General features: G+C 32.8%; 28 protein-coding genes. 3 read left to right on the forward strand and 25 right to left on the reverse strand.

Annotation, left to right across the window (positions count from 1 at the left end):
* Nucleotides 1-5: 5 nt before the first annotated feature.
* From rplS to pta, 18 genes are all read right to left on the reverse strand, one after another.
* Nucleotides 6-353, reverse strand: a complete 348-nt coding sequence (gene rplS / locus ACFHWD_RS07410; RefSeq protein ID WP_150355897.1) for a 50S ribosomal protein L19 — start codon at nt 351-353, stop codon at nt 6-8.
* Nucleotides 354-484: 131 nt separating this feature from the next.
* Nucleotides 485-1,213, reverse strand: coding sequence for a tRNA (guanosine(37)-N1)-methyltransferase TrmD (gene trmD, locus ACFHWD_RS07415; protein ID WP_150355896.1), 729 nt, complete (start codon nt 1,211-1,213; stop codon nt 485-487).
* The gene (gene rimM / locus ACFHWD_RS07420) at nt 1,204-1,692 is read right to left on the reverse strand and encodes a ribosome maturation factor RimM (RefSeq protein ID WP_150355895.1); all 489 of its coding nucleotides are present in this window, start codon (nt 1,690-1,692) and stop codon (nt 1,204-1,206) included. The genes trmD and rimM overlap by 10 nt, the downstream gene beginning before the upstream one ends.
* A gap of 191 nt (nt 1,693-1,883) precedes the next feature.
* Complete coding sequence (locus ACFHWD_RS07425) at nt 1,884-2,111, reverse strand: KH domain-containing protein (protein ID WP_106008009.1); 228 nt, start codon at nt 2,109-2,111, stop codon at nt 1,884-1,886.
* Between the two features lie 19 nt (nt 2,112-2,130).
* Nucleotides 2,131-2,388, reverse strand: a complete 258-nt coding sequence (gene rpsP / locus ACFHWD_RS07430; protein WP_150355894.1) for a 30S ribosomal protein S16 — start codon at nt 2,386-2,388, stop codon at nt 2,131-2,133.
* Nucleotides 2,389-2,435: 47 nt separating this feature from the next.
* Nucleotides 2,436-3,785, reverse strand: coding sequence for a signal recognition particle protein (gene ffh / locus ACFHWD_RS07435; RefSeq protein ID WP_150355893.1), 1,350 nt, complete (start codon nt 3,783-3,785; stop codon nt 2,436-2,438).
* Between the two features lie 15 nt (nt 3,786-3,800).
* Nucleotides 3,801-4,136 carry a putative DNA-binding protein gene (locus ACFHWD_RS07440; protein ID WP_150355892.1) on the reverse strand — a complete coding sequence of 112 codons (336 nt, stop codon included), beginning with the start codon at nt 4,134-4,136 and terminating at the stop codon, nt 3,801-3,803.
* A gap of 107 nt (nt 4,137-4,243) precedes the next feature.
* Nucleotides 4,244-5,155: a signal recognition particle-docking protein FtsY gene (ftsY, locus tag ACFHWD_RS07445; protein WP_150355891.1), complete on the reverse strand. Its 912-nt coding sequence runs from the start codon at nt 5,153-5,155 to the stop codon at nt 4,244-4,246.
* 50 nt (nt 5,156-5,205) lie between these two features.
* Nucleotides 5,206-8,769 (reverse strand): chromosome segregation protein SMC, encoded by a 3,564-nt coding sequence (gene smc, locus ACFHWD_RS07450; protein WP_378061233.1) that lies wholly within the window; start codon nt 8,767-8,769, stop codon nt 5,206-5,208.
* A gap of 14 nt (nt 8,770-8,783) precedes the next feature.
* Nucleotides 8,784-8,879: a DUF4044 domain-containing protein gene (locus ACFHWD_RS07455; RefSeq protein ID WP_150355889.1), complete on the reverse strand. Its 96-nt coding sequence runs from the start codon at nt 8,877-8,879 to the stop codon at nt 8,784-8,786.
* 14 nt (nt 8,880-8,893) lie between these two features.
* Nucleotides 8,894-9,976, reverse strand: a complete 1,083-nt coding sequence (locus ACFHWD_RS07460; protein ID WP_150355888.1) for an elongator complex protein 3 — start codon at nt 9,974-9,976, stop codon at nt 8,894-8,896.
* 13 nt (nt 9,977-9,989) lie between these two features.
* A complete protein-coding gene (rnc, locus tag ACFHWD_RS07465; protein WP_150355887.1) occupies nt 9,990-10,703 on the reverse strand; it encodes a ribonuclease III in 714 nt (237 codons plus the stop codon).
* A gap of 199 nt (nt 10,704-10,902) precedes the next feature.
* Nucleotides 10,903-11,136 (reverse strand): acyl carrier protein, encoded by a 234-nt coding sequence (gene acpP, locus ACFHWD_RS07470; protein WP_150355886.1) that lies wholly within the window; start codon nt 11,134-11,136, stop codon nt 10,903-10,905.
* Between the two features lie 113 nt (nt 11,137-11,249).
* Entirely contained in the window at nt 11,250-12,272 is a 1,023-nt protein-coding gene (gene plsX / locus ACFHWD_RS07475) for a phosphate acyltransferase PlsX (protein WP_150355885.1), read from the reverse strand.
* Between the two features lie 86 nt (nt 12,273-12,358).
* A complete protein-coding gene (gene rpmF, locus ACFHWD_RS07480; RefSeq protein WP_150355884.1) occupies nt 12,359-12,541 on the reverse strand; it encodes a 50S ribosomal protein L32 in 183 nt (60 codons plus the stop codon).
* 13 nt (nt 12,542-12,554) lie between these two features.
* The gene (locus ACFHWD_RS07485; protein ID WP_150355883.1) at nt 12,555-13,052 is read right to left on the reverse strand and encodes a DUF177 domain-containing protein; all 498 of its coding nucleotides are present in this window, start codon (nt 13,050-13,052) and stop codon (nt 12,555-12,557) included.
* A gap of 70 nt (nt 13,053-13,122) precedes the next feature.
* Nucleotides 13,123-14,322, reverse strand: a complete 1,200-nt coding sequence (locus tag ACFHWD_RS07490) for an acetate kinase (protein WP_150355882.1) — start codon at nt 14,320-14,322, stop codon at nt 13,123-13,125.
* A gap of 78 nt (nt 14,323-14,400) precedes the next feature.
* A complete protein-coding gene (gene pta / locus ACFHWD_RS07495; RefSeq protein WP_150355881.1) occupies nt 14,401-15,396 on the reverse strand; it encodes a phosphate acetyltransferase in 996 nt (331 codons plus the stop codon).
* 218 nt (nt 15,397-15,614) lie between these two features.
* Between pta and ACFHWD_RS07500 the strand changes: the two genes are divergently transcribed.
* Entirely contained in the window at nt 15,615-16,844 is a 1,230-nt protein-coding gene (locus tag ACFHWD_RS07500; protein ID WP_179977232.1) for a nucleotidyltransferase, read from the forward strand.
* Nucleotides 16,845-16,931: 87 nt separating this feature from the next.
* Nucleotides 16,932-18,098: a sporulation integral membrane protein YlbJ gene (gene ylbJ, locus ACFHWD_RS07505; RefSeq protein WP_150355879.1), complete on the forward strand. Its 1,167-nt coding sequence runs from the start codon at nt 16,932-16,934 to the stop codon at nt 18,096-18,098.
* On the opposite strand, the gene ACFHWD_RS07510 is transcribed toward ylbJ, so the two are convergent.
* The 6 genes from ACFHWD_RS07510 to ACFHWD_RS07535 all read right to left on the reverse strand — a co-directional run bounded on the left by ACFHWD_RS07510 (nt 18,081) and on the right by ACFHWD_RS07535 (nt 23,953).
* Entirely contained in the window at nt 18,081-18,605 is a 525-nt protein-coding gene (locus ACFHWD_RS07510) for an ATPase (protein ID WP_150355878.1), read from the reverse strand. The two genes, ylbJ and ACFHWD_RS07510, sit on opposite strands and share 18 nt — an antisense overlap.
* 22 nt (nt 18,606-18,627) lie before the next feature.
* The gene (gene coaD, locus ACFHWD_RS07515) at nt 18,628-19,122 is read right to left on the reverse strand and encodes a pantetheine-phosphate adenylyltransferase (protein WP_150355877.1); all 495 of its coding nucleotides are present in this window, start codon (nt 19,120-19,122) and stop codon (nt 18,628-18,630) included.
* 5 nt (nt 19,123-19,127) lie between these two features.
* A complete protein-coding gene (rsmD, locus tag ACFHWD_RS07520; RefSeq protein ID WP_150355876.1) occupies nt 19,128-19,688 on the reverse strand; it encodes a 16S rRNA (guanine(966)-N(2))-methyltransferase RsmD in 561 nt (186 codons plus the stop codon).
* Between the two features lie 104 nt (nt 19,689-19,792).
* Nucleotides 19,793-21,829, reverse strand: coding sequence for an ATP-dependent DNA helicase RecG (recG, locus tag ACFHWD_RS07525; protein ID WP_150355875.1), 2,037 nt, complete (start codon nt 21,827-21,829; stop codon nt 19,793-19,795).
* A gap of 103 nt (nt 21,830-21,932) precedes the next feature.
* Nucleotides 21,933-23,585, reverse strand: coding sequence for a DAK2 domain-containing protein (locus tag ACFHWD_RS07530; RefSeq protein WP_150355874.1), 1,653 nt, complete (start codon nt 23,583-23,585; stop codon nt 21,933-21,935).
* A gap of 17 nt (nt 23,586-23,602) precedes the next feature.
* Entirely contained in the window at nt 23,603-23,953 is a 351-nt protein-coding gene (locus tag ACFHWD_RS07535; RefSeq protein ID WP_150355873.1) for an Asp23/Gls24 family envelope stress response protein, read from the reverse strand.
* Between the two features lie 223 nt (nt 23,954-24,176).
* Here ACFHWD_RS07535 and rpmB point away from each other — a divergent pair, with 223 nt between their 5' ends.
* The gene (gene rpmB / locus ACFHWD_RS07540) at nt 24,177-24,368 is read left to right on the forward strand and encodes a 50S ribosomal protein L28 (protein WP_150355872.1); all 192 of its coding nucleotides are present in this window, start codon (nt 24,177-24,179) and stop codon (nt 24,366-24,368) included.
* A 134-nt stretch (nt 24,369-24,502) separates the two neighbouring features.
* On the opposite strand, the gene ACFHWD_RS07545 is transcribed toward rpmB, so the two are convergent.
* Nucleotides 24,503-24,673 carry a hypothetical protein gene (locus ACFHWD_RS07545; protein WP_179977231.1) on the reverse strand — a complete coding sequence of 57 codons (171 nt, stop codon included), beginning with the start codon at nt 24,671-24,673 and terminating at the stop codon, nt 24,503-24,505.
* Nucleotides 24,674-24,749: the final 76 nt, after the last annotated feature.

Consider the following 24,749-nt stretch of genomic DNA (forward strand, 5'->3'; position numbering starts at 1 on the left):
CCTTTTTATCTTAATATTTCTTTTACCTTAGCTGCTTTACCTACTCTATCTCTTAAGTAGTATAATTTTGCTCTTCTCACTTTACCTCTTCTCACTACCTGTATCTTATCTATTATAGGAGAATTAACTGGAAATGTTCTTTCAACTCCTACACCATAGGCAACTCTTCTAACTGTAAAAGTTTCCCTTATTCCTCCATTTTGCCTCTTTAAAACTACACCTTCAAAAATCTGTATTCTTTCCCTGTTTCCCTCTTTAATCTTTACGTGGACTTTTACCGTATCTCCTACATTAAAATCCGGTAAATCTGTTCTAATCTGTTTACCTTCTATCTGTTTTATTATATCTAACACTGTGCATTACCTCCTAATAATTATTCAACGTTCTTATCCAGCATATTTACAGACAGCGGAACGCTCGTGCAGCACAAACAAATTTTAACACATATGCATTTCATTTTCAACTTATTTTAAAAATATATTTATTATCTATTTTCATCATAGAGTTTGATAAGCTTTTTGTCTTCTTCTGATAATGAGATTTTTTTAAATAAATCTGGTCTCTTATTTCTGGTAATTATAAGGGATTTTGCTCTCTTCCATCTTCTTATATTTTCATGGTGTCCTGATAAGAGAATTTCAGGTACATCGTTTCCTTGAAAACATTCCGGTCTGGTATATTGCGGATATTCAAGCAATCCATTGTAAAAGGATTCCTCCATATAGCTTTCCTTACTGGACAGTACATTAGGTATCATTCTGCATATGCTGTCTACAATTGGTATACATGCCATTTCACCACCAGTTACTACAAAATCACCAATAGATATTTCCATATCTATATATTTATATACTCTCTCATCTATTCCTTCATAATGCCCACACAAAAATATCAATTCACTTTCTCTTGAAAGTTCTCTTGCAATAGATTGGTTAAATGTTTTTCCCCTAGGTCCTAAATAAATAACTTTCCCACTGTTTCTAGTCTTTACTTCTTTTATACAATCAACAATAGGCTGTACAGTCATTATCATACCAGCCCCGCCGCCATATGGGTAATCATCTACTTTTCTGTGTTTATCCTTAGTAAATTCTCTTATATCAATGGTATTTATACTCAATATATTATTTCTGAGTGCTCTTCCTATTATGCTATAATTAAATACATCAAACATCTGGGGAAAAAGAGTGAGTATGTCTATCTTTACATCCATGTTTTCACCGGCTTTATAACTATCTCTTCTTTTTTCACATCTATATTCACTATTACATCCTTTATGGCGGGAATAAGCAGTTCATCTTTCCCCTTTATCCAGTATACGTCATTGCTGTGAGTATGAAGTACATCTCCAACTTTCCCATAAAATACACCTTCTTCATCTACTACAGAACAACCTATTATATCCGCAATAAAATATGTTCCTTCCTTCAGCTCAACTGCATTCTCTCTTGGAACTTCCAGGTATTTTCCCTTATAGGGAAGGGCTTCTTCTATGGAATCAATACTTTGAACTTTAAGTATAACTCTGTTGGATTGAAACTTACATTCAAGTATTTTCTTCGGTACTCCCTCTATATACACTACATCCAATTTATTGAATCTTTTAGGATCATCGGTCAGCGGATATACCTTTAACTCCCCTTTTATTCCATGTGTATTTATTATTTCCCCTATAGTTATAAATTTTTTCATAGAGTAATATTCTGCATATTAAAAATTAAATCATGCTGCAATTAAAATTTTAAGATCACATTTATAATAAGCAGATTTCATCCACCTCTTTTCCACTATAATGTAACTTAAAACATATATGGTTTCAATTGGTTTATTCAAGAATTCACATTATACTCAAATACAAATATAAGAGTTAGATAATCTAACTCTTATATTATCTCCACAACAACCCTCTTATTTTCCTTTATAGCTGCTGCTTTTACAACAGTTCTTATAGCTTTAGCTATCCTCCCCTGTTTACCTATTACCTTTCCCATATCTTCTTGTGCAACTTTTAATTCAAGAATTATAGACTGCTCACCTACAATCTCATTTACTTGAACCATATCTGGGTTATCCACTAACGATTTAGCAATTATTTCCACTAGCTCTTTCACTTAATACACCCCCAGTTAACTACTTACCAAGTTTATCCTTCAATCCAGATTTATCGAAAATCTTCTTAACTACTTCAGTTGGTTGAGCTCCATTTTTTATCCATTTTATAGCTTTTTCTTCATCAAATTTAACAGTATTAGGGTCAGTCGTAGGGTTATAATACCCTATTTCTTCTATAAATCTACCATCTCTTGGAAACCTTGAATCTGCCACAACTATTCTATAAAAGGGAGCTTTTTTTGCACCCATTCTCCTCAATCTTATCTTTACAGCCATCTATATCACCTCCTTAAAGTGGACAACAAACTATTTTACTACTATATCTAAAAAGGGAGCTTTCCAAATGGTCCCTTTTTAAAACCTTTTTTCATTCCACCAAACTGTTTCATCATCTTTTTAATTCGCGTAAACTCCCTAAGAAGCTTATTTACCATCTGTATTGTAGTGCCAGATCCCTGTGCTATTCTCTTCTTTCTAGATGAAGAAGCACTTATAATCGATGGATTTCTTCTCTCTTTTAAAGTCATGGAATTGATTATAGCCTCAATTTTTACCAGCTCTTTCTCTCCTTTTGAAAAGTCAATTCCTTGAAATTCCCTGGCATTGACTCCAGGTACCATTTCCATAAGCTTACTTAAAGGTCCCAGCTTCTTAGCCTGCTGCATCATAGACAGGAAATCCTCAAAATTAAACTCTTTGGTCAGCATCCTGCTTCCAAGCTTTTCAGCTTCTTCCTTGTCAATAGATTGCTGTGCTTTTTCTATAAGAGAAAGCACATCTCCCATGCCAAGTATTCTTGAAGCCATTCTATCCGGATAAAAGACTTCAAAATCATTCATCTTTTCCCCGACACCAATAAACTTTATTGGTTTTCCGGTCATAGACTTTATAGAAAGTGCAGCCCCTCCTCTAGTATCTCCATCCAATTTTGTAAGTATCACTCCGCTTATGTTAAGCTTCTCATTAAAGCTTGAGGCCACATTTACTGCATCCTGACCTGTCATGGCATCCACTACAAGCAGTATTTCATCGGGATTGACCTCTTCCTTAATCTGGCCCAATTCATTCATCAATTTTTCATCTATCTGAAGTCTACCCGCCGTATCCACTATGAGTACATTGAAATTATTATTTTTAGCATACTCCACAGCTCCTTTGCATATATCCACCGCTGCTGCCTTATCTCCCATGGAAAACACTGGTATGCTTATTTCTTTTCCAACTATCTGGAGCTGTTTTATTGCAGCCGGCCTGTATATATCACAAGCTGCCAAAAGCGGCTTTTTATTCTTTTTTCTCAACTGTAGAGCTAATTTGCCACACATAGTTGTTTTCCCTGCGCCCTGCAGGCCCACCAACATTATTGTAGTCAGCCCATTGGAATTATATTCAATCGAACTGTGGCTGTTTCCCATTAAAGCCGTAAGTTCCTCATTCACTATTTTTATGACCTGTTGTGCTGGAGTCAAACTCTTCAGTACTTCTTCACCCAGGCATTTTTCGCTGACACTTTTTATGAAATATTTTACCACTTTGTAATTAACATCTGCTTCCAAAAGTGCTAGCTTTACTTCTCTCATAGCATCTTTTATATCTTTTTCAGAAAGTTTACCTTTACCTCTAAGCTTTTTTAATGTCTCCTGAAGCTTAGATGCCAATCCTTCAAAAGCCATTCTAATCCTCCTAAATTAAATATTCTTTTTTACATAATCTTTTACCTTGTTTAAAACTTCCTCATTTCCACTGCAACAAAGGGAATCTATAAATTTCAAGATAGATTTTTTATTTTCTTCTAAATTTTTTCTTTTTTTCAATATATGTAATTTATCCTCATACTCTAGTAAAAGCTTATGACATCTTTTTATAATATCGTATACCGCCTGTCTGCTTGTATTGGTATGCTCTGCTATTTCCCTTAAAGACAAATCTTCATCATAATAAAGTTCCATTACATCTCTCTGTTTTTTTGTTAAAAGTTCACCATATATATCAAGCAATACGGAAAGTCGTATTCTCTCTTCCACGCTATCATCTCTTTTATTTAATAAAATAAATAACATATACCAAACCTTAACCAAATAAATAATATCAAAATTAATAAATGCTGTCAAGTATTTATACTTAACAGGATTTAAAATAATGCCTCCACAAAATCCCTACTTTTAAATTCCTGTAGATCGTCAATGCCTTCTCCAACTCCTATTAATTTTACAGGTATATTTAAACTGTGCTTTATAGATATTACGATTCCACCTTTAGCAGTGCCATCCAGTTTAGTGAGTATTATACCATCTACAGGACACACTTCGGTAAATTGTTTTGCCTGCTGGACTGCATTCTGTCCCGTAGTTGCATCCAATACGAGAAATATCTGTTTAAAAGCCTCTTTATACTCTCTTTCTATTACTCTGTTTATCTTTTCAAGTTCTTTCATCAAATTTTTTTTATTGTGAAGCCTTCCGGCCGTATCACATATCAACACATCTGCTTTTCTAGCTTTTGATGCCTGAATTGCATCAAATACAACTGCTGCTGGATCTGAACCCTCTTGATGCTTTATTATTTCGACACCAGCCCTCTCACTCCACACCTCAAGTTGATCTATGGCAGCAGCTCTAAAAGTATCCGCTGCAGCCATAATCACTTTATATCCTCTATCCTTTAGTTTATAGCATATCTTTCCTATGGAAGTAGTTTTTCCCACTCCATTTACCCCTATTACCAATATTATCTCTGGAATTTGCTTAGGTACAATACTGTTTTCCTCCTCACCCAGTATGTCTATAATTATCTTCTTTAAACAGTCATTTAATAAATTGGGATCTTTTATTTTATCTTCTTTTATTTTCTCCTTCAATCTATCTATAATATACACTGTAGTTTCTACACCTATATCCGCAGTTATAAGTATCTCTTCTAGCTCATCATACAGCTCCTCATCTATAGTTACAGCTCTGCTCAACATGTCCGTTATTCTTCCCGTCAGGTTGCTTTTAGTTTTTTCAAGACCGTTCCTCAATTTGTCAAAAAATTCTTTAAACATTTTTATTTACCTTCCCATTTTCTATATATTTTGTTGTTAAATATACCTTTTTAGTAATTCTCTTTCAAATCCACAGAAACTATTTTTGAAATACCTTTTTCCTCCATAGTAACTCCATACATCACATCACTTACTTCCATAGTTGCCTTTCTATGAGTTATGATAATAAATTGAGTATTCTCAGCAAATTTTCTAAGAAATTTTGCATATCTCATCACATTTGCATCATCTAATGCAGCTTCTATTTCATCCAGTATACAAAAAGGAGTTGGTTTAATCTTGAGTATAGCAAATAGCAGCGCTATGGCGGAAAGTCCCTTTTCACCTCCCGATAGGAGATTTATATTTTGCAGTTTTTTACCTGGAGGCTGGACTGTTATATCTATATTTGCAGTGAGCTCGTCACCATTTACAAGGATCAAATCTGCATTTCCTCCATTAAACAATTCTTTAAATATAGAATTAAAATTTTCTCTCAATTTACTAAAATTTTTTTTAAAGAGCATTCTCATTTTTTCCGTCATCATATCTATCACATTTTCCAGTTCATTCTTAGACTTTACCAGATCTTCCTTTTGTAAACTCAAAAACGTAACTTTCTCTTTCAATGAATCATATTCTTCTATAGCTCCCAGATTAACTGCCCCAAGTTTAGATATACTATTTTTCAAATTTAATATTTCTTCATTGTACTCATTTAAATTATCTATGTCATTTTTATATTTTAGAGCATTCTCATAGGTAATTTCCATATCTTCTTTCAATTTCAAATACATATTATCTTTTTCTGTTGAAAGCTTAGCAATAGATAACTGCATTTTGTGAAGTCCCTGCTCCTTTTTATTTACTACAAAGGCTAAATCTTCCAATTTTTCATTATTCATTTTTATATTGTCTTTGAGTCTTGTAATTTTTAAATTATTTTCTTCCATAATTCCCTGTAATTCTTCTATTTTCAGTTTTGCATTGTCTATATTTTTAAAATTTGTAACTTTTTTCAATTCGCAGTCATGTATATCTCTCCTGCACTTTTCAATTTCCATATTTATATTAGATTTTTTTGAGTCCAATTCCTTTATTTCCTCTTCTAATCTTTTTAGTTCCTGTGATCTATTTAAGATATTCTCATCAGTTTTCGCTATTTTTATTTTTAATTGAGTGAGACTCTCTTTTTTATTCTCAGAATCCTTTTTTTTATTTTTTAATTCTTCTTCCATCTGCAGGATATGTTTGTTATTTTGGCTTTGTTTTTCATAAAGTATTTTTAAATTTCCCTCTTCTTCTTGTAATTTAACTTCTTTATTTGCTTTATTTTTAGAAATTATCTCTATTTCTCTATTTGATATATTTATATTTTCCAGTAACTTTGAATTTTCCCCTTCTATATTATCTATCTGGCCCTTCATTTTAGTCTTTTCTATATTTTCTGCATAAATTTTATCTTTCAAAGACAAAACATCTTCATTATTTCTAGTCATGGCCTCCTTATTATCACTTATTTTCTCTTTCAAATTCTGTATTTTTACCTGTATATCTTTTATATTTGTAGATATTTCTTCTATCTCTCTCTTTCTTCCTATTATGCTGCTGTTTTTTTTCCTGATACTTCCTCCTGTAAGAGATCCTCCCGGATTTACCATATCTCCTAAAAGAGTTACTATCTTAAAACTATACCCACTTAATTTAGCTATTTTAAGGGCACTGTCCATATCACTACAAATTATTGTCCTTCCCAATATATACTCCATAATTTTCTTAAATCCACTTTTACATTCTAAAAGATCACTGGCAATACCTATATAGCCTTTTACATTTTTCAATCTGTCACTCTTTAATATTTTTTTCCCCTTAATTGTAGTAAGAGGTAAAAATGTAGCCCTCCCCATATTATTATTTTTTAAATATTTTATAAGAGTTTTAGCCATAATTTCATCTTTGGTTATTATATTTGATATAGAACTTCCAAGGGCAATCTCTATACAGGTTTCAAATTTTTTTTCAAGAGTTATAACTTCTCCTACCAAAAAGCAATCATTCTCAGTAATATGAAGCTTACCCTTTTTTATTTCCATCATAAGTACTCTTGCCGCTCTATTATATCCTTCGTAGTGTTCCTTAAGATTTACCAGCATAGTATGATTTGCCTCTAATTTATTGTAAACTGCGTTTAATTCACTTAATTTTTTTTGTCTGGACGAAAAAACTTCATTTAGTTTCAAAATTTTTTTCCTATTTTCATCAATATTAAATTGATATTCTTTAACACGACTTTCTATATCATCCATTTTTAAAAGTACCATTTTCTTAGTGTTGGAATTTATTTTAATAGAATGAATATAGCTTTCACAGGATGTCTTCATACTTTGAATTTTTTCCGTCATATCCCTTATATCTTTTTTAATTGAAATTATATCATTTTTTAAACTGGATATATTTCTTAAATGTTCTATTTCATCTTCTTTAAGATTCCTATATAGATCTTCTTTCTCCTCTATACTTTTCTCAATAATTTTCACAAAATTATTCTGTTCCTCCAGCTCATCACTTATCTCTTTTTTAGTTATCTTCAATTCAGATAGAGTATCTTCCTGTATTTTCTTCTGCTGCATATTTTGAACCCTTTTATCCTCTATCACATTCAGCTCCAGCATATCTTTTTCTATAACTTTTTTTATGCTTTCAGTCTGCTGTACTAATAGTTTTACATCGCTGCTTGCCTTTTGAACCCTCTCCCTGTTTTCATAATAATTTTTTCTACGGCTGGTATTCTCTCTGTTTAAATTTTCCATTTCTTCATTTAATTGACTTACATTTAATTTTAATTCAACAAATTCTGAATTCAATTCTTTAGTGTCCTGTTCAGCAGATTCTGAAGATTTTTTTATTTTATCTATTTTGTCCTCTAATTTTTCAATGGAATGAATCAGCATATTTATTTTCATTTCTCTCAATTTTTTAGATAACTTCAAAAATTCATTGGCTTTTTTTCTTTCAATTTCAAGAGGTTCCAATCTGCCCCTGTAACTTTCCAAGATATCTCCTATTCTCAATAAATTAATATGGGTATTCTCAAGTTTTTTTTCTGATTCTTCCTTTCTCCACCTGAATTTTACAATTCCTGCTGCCTCCTCCAAAATACCTCTTCTATCTTCTGGTTTGCCATTCAAAATAGACTCTATATTACCTTGTCCTATTATGGAATAGCCCTCTCTCCCTATACCCGTATCCATAAAAAGTTCATTTATATCTTTTAGCCTACACTGTGTATTATTTATATAGTATTCGCTTTCTCCAGATCTATAAAGTCTTCTGGAAATTGTAACATCTGAATAATCTATAGGAAGCTTCTTGTCCGTATTATCTAAGGTAAGAGAAACTTGACACAATCCTACAGGTTTTCTAAATTGAGTCCCTGCAAAAATTACATCCTCCATTTTCCCTCCCCTTAAATTCTTTATGCTCTGTTCTCCAAGTACCCACTTAACCGCATCTGAGATATTACTTTTCCCACTTCCATTTGGTCCTACAATAGAGGTAATCCCATCTGTAAATACCAATTCTGTTTTATCTGCAAAGGATTTGAACCCCCTCATACCAATAGTTTTTAAAAACATAAACTAGACACTCCTTACCTAAAAAACATTGGCAGTAATCCCATTATAAATATAAGTACTACAAAAAACACAATTGCTTTAGTCATTTTATCTCTGGCCTGTTTTCTCACAACATTCACTCTCCTCATACTATAATTTTATTTAAATATTCCTTCGTTATATAATCCTCTACTGACAGGGTCTTACTAAAATCTTTACCGTCTACAATTAGGGTTTCCCTATTAACCGCACTGCTCTGTATGACTTTTATAGAACATCTTCTCAATTTTTCTTCCAGCTTTATGAAATATTTCTTTTTATCTGCATACAATTTAGATAAGTCTCTATTATTTATTCTTACCTCCACCTCACCTTCATATGATTCAGGTATAATGTGTTCTAAAATACTATTATAAATACTTCCTTCCACCAGTTCTCTAAAGGCTGGATGAAAAGGTCCTGCCACCACATCTGCTCCAACATTTATTTCCTCTGTAGGTTGAAGTCCAATTCTAATTACATTTATTTTATTTGCCCTTAAAATACAGTACAGAGTTCTACATACATCTACTGCACCATCTAGATCATAGGGTTTATATATTCCTTTTCTATACATTATTTCCATAGGTGTTTGCTTTATTACAAGAGCAGGATACAATCTGTATATATCTGGCTTCATGGCTATGGACTCCTTTACAGTCTTTATATCTTTATCAAAGCTATCACAGGGTAATCCCAGCATCACTTGATGTCCCAATGTAAAGCCATATTCTTTTATAAGGAAAGACGCCCTTTTAACATCTTCTGGAGAATGACCCCTCCCTGATTTTACAAGAACTTCTCTATCCAGGGACTGTATACCCAGCTCTATTACCTTCACTGAATAATACTTTAAATTATCCAGTATATTCTTATTTATATAATCCGGCCTTGTAGAGAGATGTATAAAATCTATATCTCCACTATCCTTGTATTCTTTAGCTATTTTTAAAAGTTCCCTTTGTCTTTTCATTGGAATAGCCGTAAAAGTCCCTCCAAAAAATGAAATTTCCACTGTTGAATTTTCTCTTCTTATAGTTTTTAGATATTCTTCCACAGTTTTTCTGACAAAATCAGCATCAACCACTTGCCCATTTCCTGTAATGATACTTTGATTACAAAAAACACACTTATGCGGACATCCTTCATTAGGTACAAATATAGGTATTATATAATGTCTATTTTTCATCTATTTTACCTCTCTAAACTCTGCCGCTGGTCTTAAAATCCAATTTGTTCAGGGCATTGTGTGCCGCATTCTGCTCCGACTCTTTTTTACTGTAACCCATGCCTTTTCCCAACACATTTTTATCCATGCACACCTCGGTATAAAATTTTCTCCTATGAGGTGGTCCGTCATAGCTTATAAGCACATAGTCTATAGATACATCTCCATTTTTTTGAAGAATCTCCTGAAGCCTGGTTTTATAATCCAGTACTATTTTATTTTCCATGGCCTTTTGTATAATACCATTAAAATTATCAATGATAAATTTTCTGGCCCTCTCATATCCAAAATCCACATGAACTGCTGCAATAATAGCTTCCACACAATCTGCAAGTATGGATGTTCTCTCTCTTCCCCCTGTAAGTTCTTCCCCTCTGCTCATTTTTATGTATTTCCCTATATCCCATTTCCTGGCTATTTCATAGAGAGAATTTTCGCAAACTATAAGGGATCTCTTTTTAGTAAGCTCACCTTCAGGCTTATTTTTATACATTGAAAATAAATATTCTGATATACAAAGCTGCAATACAGAATCTCCCAAGAATTCCAGCCTTTCATTAAATTTTACATTTTTTCTTCCATTGGCATAGGAACTATGGGTCAATGCTATTTCAATCAATTCTTTATCTTTAAAACATATATTCAACCTTTTCTCTACATTCTCAATATAATTTGTTTTTTCATCCATTCATATTTCTCCTTTTGGAATTTATTCTTCAATTTACAGCAAATTACCCGCTGTATGCCTATAAAATCAAATTCAAGAATAAGTTCATCTTATTTATTCACTATAATACAATAATTGATTATCTACAAGAAATCAAAAACACAGCGTTCTTTTTGAAATTTAAAGCCCCGTATTCAAACGGGACTTTAAGGTATTTGATCTATTCTTCAGTATGAGCTTTTATGTACTCAACTACATCTCCCACTGTTTTTACTTTTTCAGCTTCCTCATCAGGTATTTCTAAATCAAACTCTGTTTCCAGAGCCATTATTAACTCGACTATATCAAGTGAATCTGCACCTAAATCGTCAACAAAAGATGATTCCAAATTTATTTCCTGTGAATCTATTCCAAGTTGTTCAGATATTATTTTTTGTATTTTTTCAAATATCATAATTCCACCTCCAAAAAAATTTTCTACATAAATAATATTACATAACTTATGTATCGTCAACAATAAATACCAGTGAATTTTGTTTTTAAGTATTTGAGTTTAATATATTTATATTATTGCTTTTTTATATTATCACTTTCAATTTCAGGTATCTTTTCTATTTCAGATTTTATTTTATCTATAACTTTATTGTCATAACAGTCTACAGCCCTTTTTATGGCATTTTTAAATGCTTTCCCATTTGAGCTTCCATGGGCTTTTATGCATATACCCCTAGAACCTAAGAAAGCTGTCCCTCCATATTCAGAGTAGTCCATCTTACCTTTAATTTCACTAAAAACCGGCTTCAGCATAATTCCACCAAGTTTAGTTCTAAAGGATTTCATAATTCCTGCCTTTAACATTTCAAACAAATTCAGTGCCACACCTTCATACATCTTCAAAACAGTATTTCCAATCATTCCATCACAGACTAATATATCTATATCTCCCGCTGCAATATCCCTTGGTTCCACGTTGCCAACAAAATTAAAATCCATTTTCTTTAAAATCTTATAGGCACTTTTGGTCAGCTCATTTCCCTTTTCCTCTTCCACACCTATATTTATGAGTCCTATAGATGGATTCTCCTTTTTTAAAACATTTTCCAAATATATTTTACCCATAAGAGAAAACTGCAGCAAATATTGAGGTTTACAATCCACATTGGCTCCCGCATCTATGACCATAAAATCTCCATTTTTTCCCGGCATAACAGGCGCCAGCGCCACTCTGTCAACACCTTTGATTCTACCTACAATTAAAGTAGCACCTGCCATAAAGGCTCCTGTGCTTCCTGCCGATACAACTGCATCTACCTTTTTTTCCTTTACAAGAGTCAGTGCTTTAACTAAACTTGAATTTCTCTTCTTTCTAACTGCCATAACAGGCGCTTCTTCAGTGGTTATAATTTCAGGAGTATTTAAAACACTTATTTTATCTTTAGGATAACTGTATTTGGATAACTCCTCTTCAATTTTCTTCTCTCTGCCCGTTATTATTATATCTACATCAGTTTCTTTAACAGCTCCAACTGCACCTTCAACTACAGCCGAAGGTGCAAAATCTCCCCCCATCCCATCTACAGCAATTATCATATATCCTCTCCCCTTTTACACACTAACCAATCTTATAAATACTGTCTTATCTATACAAAAAAAGAAAGCCTCAGGACTTTCTTTTATTAATTTTCAGTTGCAACAACCTCTTTGCCCTTGTAATATCCACAATTTTTACATACTCTATGAGCAAGTTTCATTTCATGACACTGAGGACACTCAACTAAATCCGGTAAGTTCAGTTTAAAAGTCTGTGCTCTTCTCGAATTTTTTTTTGCTCTTGAAGTTTTTCCGGCTGGATTTCCCAAAGTAAACACCTCCTTAATCAGTAAAAAGCATATCTTTTAATTTTGCCAATCTTGGATCAATATCATCATCTCTGCACTGACACTGAGAATAATTTAAATTAGTGCCGCACTTTTGACATAAACCCTTACAATCTTCTTTGCAGAGCCTTTTAATTGGCAAGCTCAATATAATATTATTCTCTAATATTTCTGTAATATCTATTATATCACCATTTATGAAGATGATTTCGTCATCTCCAACTGCGTTATTTGTGAACTTTTCAGCAATAGATATGTCTACAGCATATGGAAATTTTTCAAAACATCTTGAACAAGTGAGCTGTAACAAACAATGTAATTTCCCAGCTAATATAAAAACATCCTCTGCCCTAGTTAAAGTTCCACTAAAATTCATGGGCTGCAGAAATTTCATGTACTCCCCGCCATAGTAGAACCCCTCATCTTCTATTGTAAGTTCAAGTTCTCTTGATAATACATCCTTATCAAATAATTCCGATATATTCAATTCCATAATACTCACCTCTATACATTAGCCACAATTTATTATATAGAGATGAGCATTAAAAGTCAAGTTTTATATCCTATTTAAGATTTTTCACTATGTCCTTGGTATCCCTGGCTATCATGAGTTCCTCATTTGTAGGAATTACAAATACTTTTACCTTTGAATCAGAAGTACTTATCTCCAATGCTTCTCCCCTTATGTTATTTTTTTCAGGGTCTATTTTAATTCCAAGATAACCAAGTCCACCGCATACAGCAGCCCTGCTGGTAGCTGAATTTTCCCCAAGCCCTGCTGTAAATACTATGGCATCTACACCGTTCAAAACCGCAGCGTAAGCCCCTATAAAGGATTTAACCCTATGATAGTATAGATCCAATGCCAGTTTTGCCCTCTTATTCCCGGAATTAGCTGCACTTTCTACATCTCTAAAATCACTGCTAACTCCTGAAACTCCAAGCACTCCTGATTTTTTGTTCATCATTACATCAATATCATTTATAGACAGACCTGTTGCATTCATCAAAAATGGTATTACAGCTGGATCTATATCTCCACACCTAGTTCCCATGGCAAGCCCCGCAAGGGGTGTGAATCCCATACTAGTATCCGCCGATTTTCCCTTATCCACTGCACATATGCTAGCTCCATTTCCCAAATGACACGTTATAATCTTAAGTTCTTTTATATCTTTTCCCATCAATTTAGCTGCTTCTATAGATACAAATCTATGAGAAGTACCATGAAATCCATATTTTCTGATTTTATATTTTTCATACAATTCATAAGGAAGAGGATACATATAAGCATAATCTGGCATCGTCTGATGAAAAGCCGTATCAAATACTCCAACCATCGGTGTATCTGGCATTAATTGCCTACACGCATTTATACCTATTATATTAGGTGGATTATGTAATGGCGCCAGTGGTATGCAGTCTTTAAGAGCTTTCATAACCTTTTCGTCTATAAGTACAGATTTTGCATATCTTTCACCGCCATGAACAACCCTATGGCCTACTGCAGATATTTCCGACATATCATCTATTACACCGTATTCTTTATCCACAAGAGCATCAAGAACTAATTTTACTGCAACTTTATGATCTTCCATAGGCTGCTCTACAATATGTTTTTGACCATTGACCCTATGAGTTAAAATAGATCCCTTTATTCCAATTCTCTCTACAAGTCCCTTTGCCAGAACATTTTCGTCCTTCATGTCTATAAGTTGATATTTTAATGATGAACTTCCACAGTTCATTACTAATATCTTCATTCCAAACTTCCTCCCACTTTATAATTAAGTTTTCGCTTCATATTAAATATGATTATTTGTAAATAGATCCAATCTACTTTAACCTTGTGCTTGAACGGCCGTCACTGCTACTACATTTACTATATCTTCAAAGCTGCATCCCCTAGACAAGTCGTTTATCGGCTTTGCAAATCCCTGTGATATAGGTCCTATAGCCTCAGCTTTAGCAAATCTTTGCACAAGTTTATATCCTATATTCCCTGCCTGTATATCCGGGAATATTAGTACGTTAGCTTTTCCTGCTACATCGCTGCCTGGAGCCTTTAAATTTGCAACAGTTCCCACTATGGCTGCATCCAGTTGGAGCTCTCCATCTATTTTTAAATCAGGTCTGGCCTTTTGAGCTATCTTAGTTGCATTAACCACTTTGTCGACCAAATCATGTTTTGCACTTCCCTTAGTTGAAAATGACAGCATCGCAACTTTTGGATCCATCCCGCATAATTTCTTTGCAGTTTCTGCCGTAGTTATTGCAATAGAAGCCAGCTCATTTTCATCTGGACATGGATTTACTGCACAATCTGCAAATAGCAGCAGACCTTTATCACCATATTCACAATCTGGAACTCCCATTATAAATGTACTTGAAACTACTGATACTCCTGGAGCTGTTTTTACTATCTGAAGGCCGGGTCTTAAAAGATCCCCTGTAGTATGTACAGCTCCCGAAACAAGTCCATCTACATCTCCAAGTTTAACCATCATCGTAGCAAAATATATAGGATCCCTGACTATTTTATCAGCTTTTTCTAAGGTTATTCCTTTCTTTTTTCTCAATTCATAAAATTCATTGACATAAGTTTGGAGTTTGCTTGAATTCTCTGGATTCTCTATTTCAGCTCCATCTAAATTCACTCCTAATTTTGATGCTTTTTCCCTTATAGTACTTTCATTTCCTATTAAAATTATATCAGCAATACCATTGCTAATTATTTTTTCGCAAGCCTTAAGAGTTCTTTCCTCCTCACCTTCAGCGAGCACAATTTTTTTTCTGTCAGCTCTTGCCATATTCCATATTTGTTCCATTAATTTCATATTCGTTTCTCCTTTCAAAATTAATATAAGATTAAATACAATTATACTATAATCCTTTTTAACTATATTTTTCAATGAGAAATTATCAGATTTAAAGTTTTTAACAAGATTTTTTAATAAATCTGTATGTAAAATACGATTTATGGATTATAATATACTGGTATAATAATCTTTATGTTTTTATAAATAGACTATACTATAATAGAAAGGAAACTTCAATGAATATTACAGGAATAATAGCAGAATATAATCCATTTCACAATGGACATAGATATCATATTGAAAAGACAAGATCTGCAACTAAATGCGATGGAATAATAGCAGTACTGAGCGGAAATTTTGTCCAAAGAGGTACTCCATCCATTATAGACAAATGGACTAAAACCAATCTGGCACTTTTAAACGGTGTGGACTTAGTCATAGAACTTCCTGTACTTTACAGTTTATCTTCTGCAGAATTTTTTGCATTTGGTGCTGTAAGTCTTCTTGAAAATCTTGGTGTAGTAAAAAAACTGTGCTTTGGAAGTGAATGTGACAATATTCAGCTTTTAAAATCAATAGGTAAGATATTGTGTCAGGAACCTGATGAATTCAAGCATGCTCTAAAAAAGAATTTATTCTCAGGAATATCCTATCCTCAGGCTAGAAGCAGGGCATTAATCGAATTTTTACACAACAGAAACGATCCCGACTTCAAAGATTATGATCTGAAAAAAATACTGTCTTCTCCCAACAACATTCTTGCAGTAGAATACTGCAAAAGCTTATCAAAAATGGGAAGCAGCATTGTTCCTCTATGTATAAAAAGAGTTGGCAGTTCCTATGATAATTTAAAGATACAGAACAATTTTTCCAGTGCATCTTCTATAAGAAATTTTATAAAAAAGAAGGGTAATTTCGATGATTTAAAAAATAATTTACCTTCCAGTACATTCTCTATTTTAAAAAAGCTGCAGAATTCAGGATATAATTTCACTTTTGAGGATTCTCTAGTGCCCTATTTAAAATACAAGAACTTTTTCTATAATAAAAAGTTAAAAGAGCTTCCCGATGTATCTGAAGGTATTGAAAATAGAATATTCAATGCCATAAAAAATAATTTCTCCTACCAGAGCATTATAGAGGCATCCAAAACCAAAAGATACACTTACAGCAGAATAAGCAGAATATTGTGTCAATTCTTTTTGGGATTTGAAAATTTGGATACAGGAATCTTGAGAAAAAATACTTGCCCCTATGCAAGAATACTTGGTTTTAATGATACAGGCAAAAAAATTCTCAGAGAAGTCAAAAAAAAATCTCACCTTCCCATCTATATAAAAATTCCTCAAAAAACAAGTAAAATTCTAAGACTGGATATATTAGCTACTAATGCCTACAGTCTTTTAAACAAAAACGCACCTTTTAATAGCGATTATATTAAAAGTCCCATTATATATAATAGATAAAACTTAGAATAAGCATCCTACTTTATAAATATAATTTACTAAGGCACAGATCTTAGGTAAAAGTTTTTAGAAAGTAGGTAACTGCTGTTGATTGTTTTATTTTATCTTTTAATATTTACAATACTGTTTATTTTATGTGTTTCCATAAAAAATACAAATATTTTAATTACTATAGTGTGCACTATTTTAATAGGACAGATTATATTAGCCCCTAAAATATGTATAGACGGAGTGATATCTGGTGCTTTATTATTTTTTTATAAAGTATTTCCATCTCTATTTTCCTTTTTGGTTGTATCAAATATAATTTTGTCCTATGATGGGGTATACATATACTCTAGAGTAATAGGTAAACTTCTCTGCAGACCCCTTAAGCTTCCTGTTAATTGCAGTTTTGTATTGATAATAAGCATGCTCTGCGGATATCCTCTAGGTGCAAAATATGCCTGCGAATTATACGAAAAAAATTTAATAGATCTTTCCACCTGTGAAAGGCTTTTAAATATAGCTTCCAATGCCAGTCCTCTATTTGTACTGGGTTCCGTTGGCATATCAATGTTTAATAACTCCACTATTGGATACACACTATTATTATCTAATTTATTGTCATGTATATTCATGGGATTTTTAATGCCCTCTAAAAAAACATATAGAGCTCCCCTTCAGGAAAAAAGGCATATATATGTTCACGAAAATATTGGAAAATCACTTAAAAATAGTATTGAAAATGCTATAAAAAACTGTATGTCTATAGGAGGATTTGTTATCATATTCTCCGTAGTAAATAATATTTTAAAAAGTAATTTTTTATTTAATTCATTAATACATTGGGTTTCAAAATTCACAGGAATTTCTTATGACATAATAGAAGGAACTTTTCTCGGAACAATAGAGATGACCAATGGATGCAATTTGATATCCTCTTCTACTGCTTCACTCACTTTAAAAATCATTATTGTAAGCTTTTTATTTACTTTTAGCGGTGCCTCAATTATATCACAGGTTTATTCTTTTACTTATAAATTCAAAATATCCATGAAAAAATATGTCATCGGCAAAATATTTCAGGGAATTATATGTTCTGTACTGAGTTTTTCAATTTACACTTTATTTTTCAATAGATTATCAGAGGAAACATTTTTACCTTATTACAAAATCACGGGAGATTTAAGCGGTATACTTATATTCACTCTAACTCTACTTATACTTCCCTGGCTGCTGTTTAAAATGGTGAAACTATTTCATATCCCTTAATTCCTTTATATTTGCTCTTATGGAACTGGTTTTCAAATCTATATTGCCCTCTACATCATTTAAAAGTTTTTGAAATTCCAATTTTAAATTTGTAAGCAGTTCATTACTTTTATCTGTTATCTCATTGTCTAACTGGCTCAACATTTCATCTGCATAATCTCTGGCTCCCAACCTTATAGCTTTGGCATTTTTCTGTGCAGATGAAATTATCTCCTGTGCTCTGATATTCGCTTCTTTGGTGATGTCATGATTCTCTATCTGTCTTCTCAGTAAATTTAAATTTTCTTTCTTTATATTATCTGCTTCCTGCACAGCCTCAGTTAAAATTCTATCCTTTTCTTCAACTATCCACTGTGCTTTTTTTAATTCACCAGGAAGGCAATTGACTATCTTGTCCAATATTTCTTGAATCTCTTTCTTATTTACCATAACCTTTCCCGTCATAGGAACTTTAGCGGAAGTATCCATAATTTCTTGAAGATATTCCAACAGCTTAATAGTATCCATAACTTTCTCCTCCCAAAGCTAATTAATAATTTTTATACATTCCATTAATTTTTTCTATAATATCAGGTATTATTTCTTCGGGAACCAGACCTTTAATGCATCCACCAAACATAGCAACCTGTTTTACCGATGAGGAGCTTAAAAACGAATTCATGGCACTGGACATCATAAATACAGTTTCTATATCTGGATCAAGTTTTTTATTCATCACTGACATTTGAAATTCATACTCAAAATCCGATACTGCTCTAAGCCCCTTCACTATAACTTTAATATGCTTTTTTTTCATAAAATCTATCAATAACCCACTAAAGCTTTCAACTCTTACATTAGGTATGTTTTTCACTACCTTTTTAATCAATTCAACTCTCTCATCTACATTAAAAAGTCCCTTTTTTTCAGGATTAATAAGTACTCCAACTACTACCTCATCAAATACCTTAGCTGATCTATTTATTATATCTAAATGTCCATTCGTTATAGGATCAAAACTTCCTGGGCATATTGCTGTGTTCATTTTAATTAATCCTCCTTGTATTTATAAAAACATAGAGTTGTGTTGCCATATTTTCTGTGATCTGTCAAAATTATATTGCTGGTTCCAATATATATTTTCTCACTGGTATCAATTTTGGTAACTATAATTCCATCTGGAATCAATAGATTTTCCCTTTCAATTATCTTCACTGACGGTGGAATCATATTCTTTTTATAGGGAGGATCAATAAATATTATATCAAATGCCTCTCTTTTTATACCCAATTCCTCAAGAGCCTTATAAGAATCCATATTCATAGCACTACACCTGGATAAAAACTTTAAATTTTCTATATTTTTTTCGAGACTAGAAAATGTATCACTGTCCCTGTCAACTAAAAAACACTTACTAGCTCCTCTGCTTACAGCTTCAAGTCCAAGGCTTCCTGTTCCTGCAAACAGATCCAACACAGTAGAACCATAAATTCTACTTTGAATTATGTTAAACATGGATTCCTTAACTCTATCCAAAGTAGGTCTTGTAGTATCATATCCATTTGGGGACAATATTTTTCTTCCTCTAGCAAGGCCTGAAATTATCCTCATAGACTTTCCTCCTATTTTAACTTTTTCATATACGTTATTTATTCTCTAATATTTTAACATATATATTTGCATTATTCAAAATCCACTTATATATTTGCCACGAGTTAATTAAAACTTATAAATTTTGATGTTCTCTTTAATTTTTTTTGTATTTCTTCTTTAATTCTTACATCCTCTGGATCTGTGCTTTTCAAGAGCCTTTTAGCCTCTAAATTGGCCTTTTTAAATATTTCTAAGTCTTCCACTAAATTTGACAAAATCAGCTCATCTTCTCCATGCTGCCTAAATCCGAAGATTTCACCTGCTCCTCTCAGTTTCAGATCCTGTTCTGAAATGTAGAATCCATCATTGCTGCACTTCATTATCTCCATTCTCTTCCTTATTATATCATTTTTAATATCTGCAATTAAAATACAATAGGCTTTATCCTCACCTCGTCCAACCCTTCCTCTAAGTTGATGAAGCTGTGCAAGCCCAAATCTTTCTGCATTTTCAACTATCATCACTGTGGCATTTGGTACATTTATCCCCACTTCTATAACAGTAGTGGATACCATTACTTTAATTTCACCTCTTTTAAACCTATCCATTATATCTTCTTTATCTTTAGAAGACATTTTTCCATGGAGCATCTCAATTTGGACATTCTTAAAATATTTTTCTTTAAGTTCCCTGTAGACATCCTCTACCGAGCTCAAATTTAACTGTTCATTTTCCTCCACCAGCGGACATACCACATACACTTGTTTACCTTTTTTTATTTCATCAAGGGCAAATCTATATACATTATCTCTGGAGTTTTTATCTCTATAATAGGTAGCTATTTTTTTTCTTCCCGGTGGGAGTTCATCTATGGTAGATACATCTAAATCCCCATATAAATACAAGCTCAGAGTTCTTGGAATAGGTGTAGCTGTCATAATGAGTACATCAACATTTTCCCCTTTGTTGGTAAGCTTGCTCCTCTGCATAACTCCAAACCTATGCTGTTCATCCGTAACTACCATCCCTAAGTTTTTAAATTGTACATCTTCCTGAATCAAAGCATGAGTACCTATCAATATATCTATTTTTCCCAGCTTCAGCTCCTGCTTTATCCCTTCCTTGTTTTTAGCAGTAGTACTCCCACAAAGTAATTTCACATTCACGCTGAATTTTTCTAAAAGTTTTTTAGCTTCTATATAGTGCTGAGTAGCCAGTATCTCGGTTGGAGCCATCAAAACCGCCTGGTACCCATTTTTTACCACATTAAAAATGGCTATGAGACCCACTATAGTCTTTCCACTTCCCACATCTCCCTGCAGTAATCTGTTCATTGGAACCTGTCTTTTTTCATCTATCAATATCTCTCTCATGACCTTTTTTTGAGCTCCAGTAAGTTCGTAGGGAATCATCTTTTTTAGCTTTATCAATTCCGGAGAAATTTTAAAGGCTATGCCTCTTTCATTGATAAAGCTATATTTGAGCATTAATATCTTCAAGGAATATATAAAAAGTTCTTGAAATTTAAGTCTTCTTTTGCTCTGGTTTAACTCCTTCAAATTAGCAGGATTATGTATTATTCGTATCGCCCTGTCTAGACTGTAAAATTTATATTTGTCAATTATCCATCCAGGGAGATTTTCCTCTATTTTTACTCCACGAAGTACCTCGGATATAAGCTTCATAAATGTATTATTTGTTATTCCTGATTTCAAAGGATATATTGGTATTATTTTTTCTTCTGTTTTATCCAATTTATGATCATTTACCATAACAGGATTTGTCATGTAACTTTGTCCTTTAAATTTCTGAACTTTTCCCATTATCCTATACTCATTATTCACTCTAAATTTATTTTTTATATAAGGCTGATTAAACCATCTCCCTTTAAAAACTGTGTTTTTGTTTTGAAATACTATAGTGGAAATAATCTTTCCGCTTTTAGTTCTGATATCCCTGCATATGTTTTTAACCCTACAGTCTATTATAACCTTTCCAACATTTTCATCCTTTAAATCTGAACAGCTAGAAATCACCTCATAATCTCTCGGAAAATACAAAAGTAAATCCAGTATATTGAATATAAAACATTTATTTAGAACTCCAGCCGTTACATCTCCAACTCCCTTTATACACTTTACATCATCATATGCATTCATAAATTTTCACCTACTTTTTCACTTAAAATATTATACTATATCTGAGCGAATTAAAAGTAACTAATAAAAGCCTATTCAAATAAAAAAAGCCCAAAGGCTTTTTTTACTCAACAGACACTATGAAATAATAAAGAGGCTGTTTCCCATTGTAGCACTGTATATCCATATCTTCATATTTTTTTTCAAGTTTCTTTATAAAGTCATTTACTTCCTCCTCATTACATCCATCGCCATAATATATGCTTATGAGTTCGCTATTTCCCCCTGTCATCTCATCTATTATGTCACCACATACCTGGAATTTATCCTTTCCAACCTGTTTTATACTGCCTTCGATAAGTCCCAATATATCTCCCTGTCTTATATCTTTTCCATCCACTTCCGTATCTCTAACTGCATAAGTCACTTGCCCCGTAGCCACTGTAGTTATAGCTTTCTCCATGGCACTTATATTTTCATCTAAATCCATATCTGAATTAAATGCTGTTATTGCAGTAATTCCTTGAGGTATAGTTTTAGTTGATATTACTTTTACTAATTTATCTGACAGCTCCGCAGCTTGATTAGCTGCCATAATTACATTTTTATTGTTGGGCAATACAAATATATTTTCTGCATTTATTTTTTCTATACAATTTAATATATCTTCAGTACTCGGGTTCATAGTCTGACCACCTTCTATCACGTAGTCTACTCCCAGATCCTTAAATATACCATTGATACCTTCTCCTATGGATACTGAAATAAAGGCGTATTTTTTTCGTTCAGTTTGATTTTCTCCACTCTCATGAGCTTTTTCTTCAGAAGAATCTTCTTTAAAATCATCTATATTTAAAATATGTCTATGCTGTTCTCTCATATTATCTATTTTTATTTTGGACAATTCCCCCAATTTAACCGCCTTCGATAGAACCCATCCCGGATCATTGGTGTGTATGTGAACTTTTATTATATCCTCGTCTTTCACTACCACCATGGAATCTCCTATTTTCTTCAATTCTTTTCTAAAATTCTCTATATCCGGCACCTGAGAATGAATCAGAAATTCTGTACAATATCCATATTTTATATTCTGTTCCCCTAAATTCTTAGCTGCAGGTTGAATTTTTGCGTTGTCGGCTTCTTTTAAATGCAGTTTTTCCATATGATCTTTTAAAGCCTCATACATTCCCTGAAGTATAATCAAAAGTCCCATGCCGCCGGCATCTACTACTTTTGCTTTTTTTAACACAGGAAGCATATCAGGAGTTTTGTCAAGCACAGTTTTACTGTAATCACACACTTCTTCCAAAAGCTCAGTTATATCTTTTTTATCAGACTTTACGGCACTTTCACCTGCAGCTTTTATAATAGTCAATATAGTACCTTCCGTAGGACGCATAACTGCTTTATAGGCAAATCTTGCTCCTTCTTCCAGTGCACTTCCAAGTTCCGATGAATCCACCTGTTTTTTGCCTTCAATTCCATTAGCTATACCTCTGAATATCTGTGAAAGTATAACTCCGGAATTTCCCCTGGCTCCCATAAGTGCACCCTTGGCCAGCTGTTTTCCTATTGCATCTATGGATTTCTCACCTGCATCGGCTATCTCCAACACTGCATTTCTAAGTGTCATAGACATATTTGTACCCGTGTCTCCATCAGGTACTGGAAATACATTTAGTGAATTTACAAAATTCTTCTGTTCCTCTAGTTTATTACTGGCATTTACAACCATATTGTAAAAAATCTGCCCGTCTATATTTAAGTATCCCATTTTTACAAATTACCTCCCTAGACCCTAACACCTTGAACGTTTACCGTAATAGTTGAGACCTTAAGTCCTGTGTAGTTCTCTATATTGTATTTTATCTTCTGTATTATATTATTTGCAATTACAGATATCTTTGTTCCATATTCCACAATTATGTGTAATTCTATAATCAATTCATTATTTTTAGAACGAACCTTTACTCCCTTACTTAAATTTTCACTTTTTATTAATTTCCAAAAACCATCTTTGGCGCTTTTAGAAGCCATTCCCACTACGCCATAGCATTCCATAGTAGATAATCCAGCTATATTGGCAACCACTTCTTCCGAATAATCTATATACCCGTTTTCCTCAACAATACTGCCTATCATACAAAAACCTCCTCATTCAATATCATATTCTATAATACCATAAAGACATTTTATTATTCAAGTTACATCAAAATTTTTCCAAGTCAATCTCTAATTTAAATATAGGGGTTCAGATTTGATATTTATGCTTTGAACTTTAACTTAGCCTTGCATATACCACACCTTCTGTGGTAAAATAATTTATGTTTGAGTTGTATAAAACTCTTAAGGGAGGTGTTTTACAGTGTCAAAAAAATGTGAAATATGTGGTAAATCCGTTGTATTTGGTGTACAGTACAGTCATTCACATCGCCAATCTAAAAGAACCTGGTCTCCAAATATAAGAAAAATTAAAGCCATAGTCAATGGCACACCAAAAACTATACATGTTTGTTCGAGATGTCTTCGTTCCGGAAAGGTTCAACGTGCCATATAAAAATAAAAATGCAGTTGTTTAGTTACAATTGCATTTTTGTGTTTATATGATTATTTTTTCTTGGTAAAAAACTTTATAATTGCAGACAGGACACCTGGAAGCTTAAATGCAATAATTTTCATTAAATTACCTCCTTATTTATGACGTTCTATTAGATACCATCCACAATAAATCAATCCTGCACCTGCAGCTATTATCCATCCCCATATAGGGATAATAACTGTCAGTAGAAATCCTACACCTATAGATAAAGCCACTAATCCAATTTTTCTTTTTGTTCTTCTTCTGAATCCTCTTTTTTTCACGTTATTATCCCTTAAAAATTGCTCTACACTATTATATGCATAAAGATGTAATATTGTTACCACTTTTTTTAATATC

The sequence above is a fragment of the Clostridium sp. MT-14 genome (assembly GCF_042436595.1).
GTDB lineage: Bacteria > Bacillota > Clostridia > Clostridiales > Clostridiaceae > Clostridium_B > Clostridium_B aromativorans.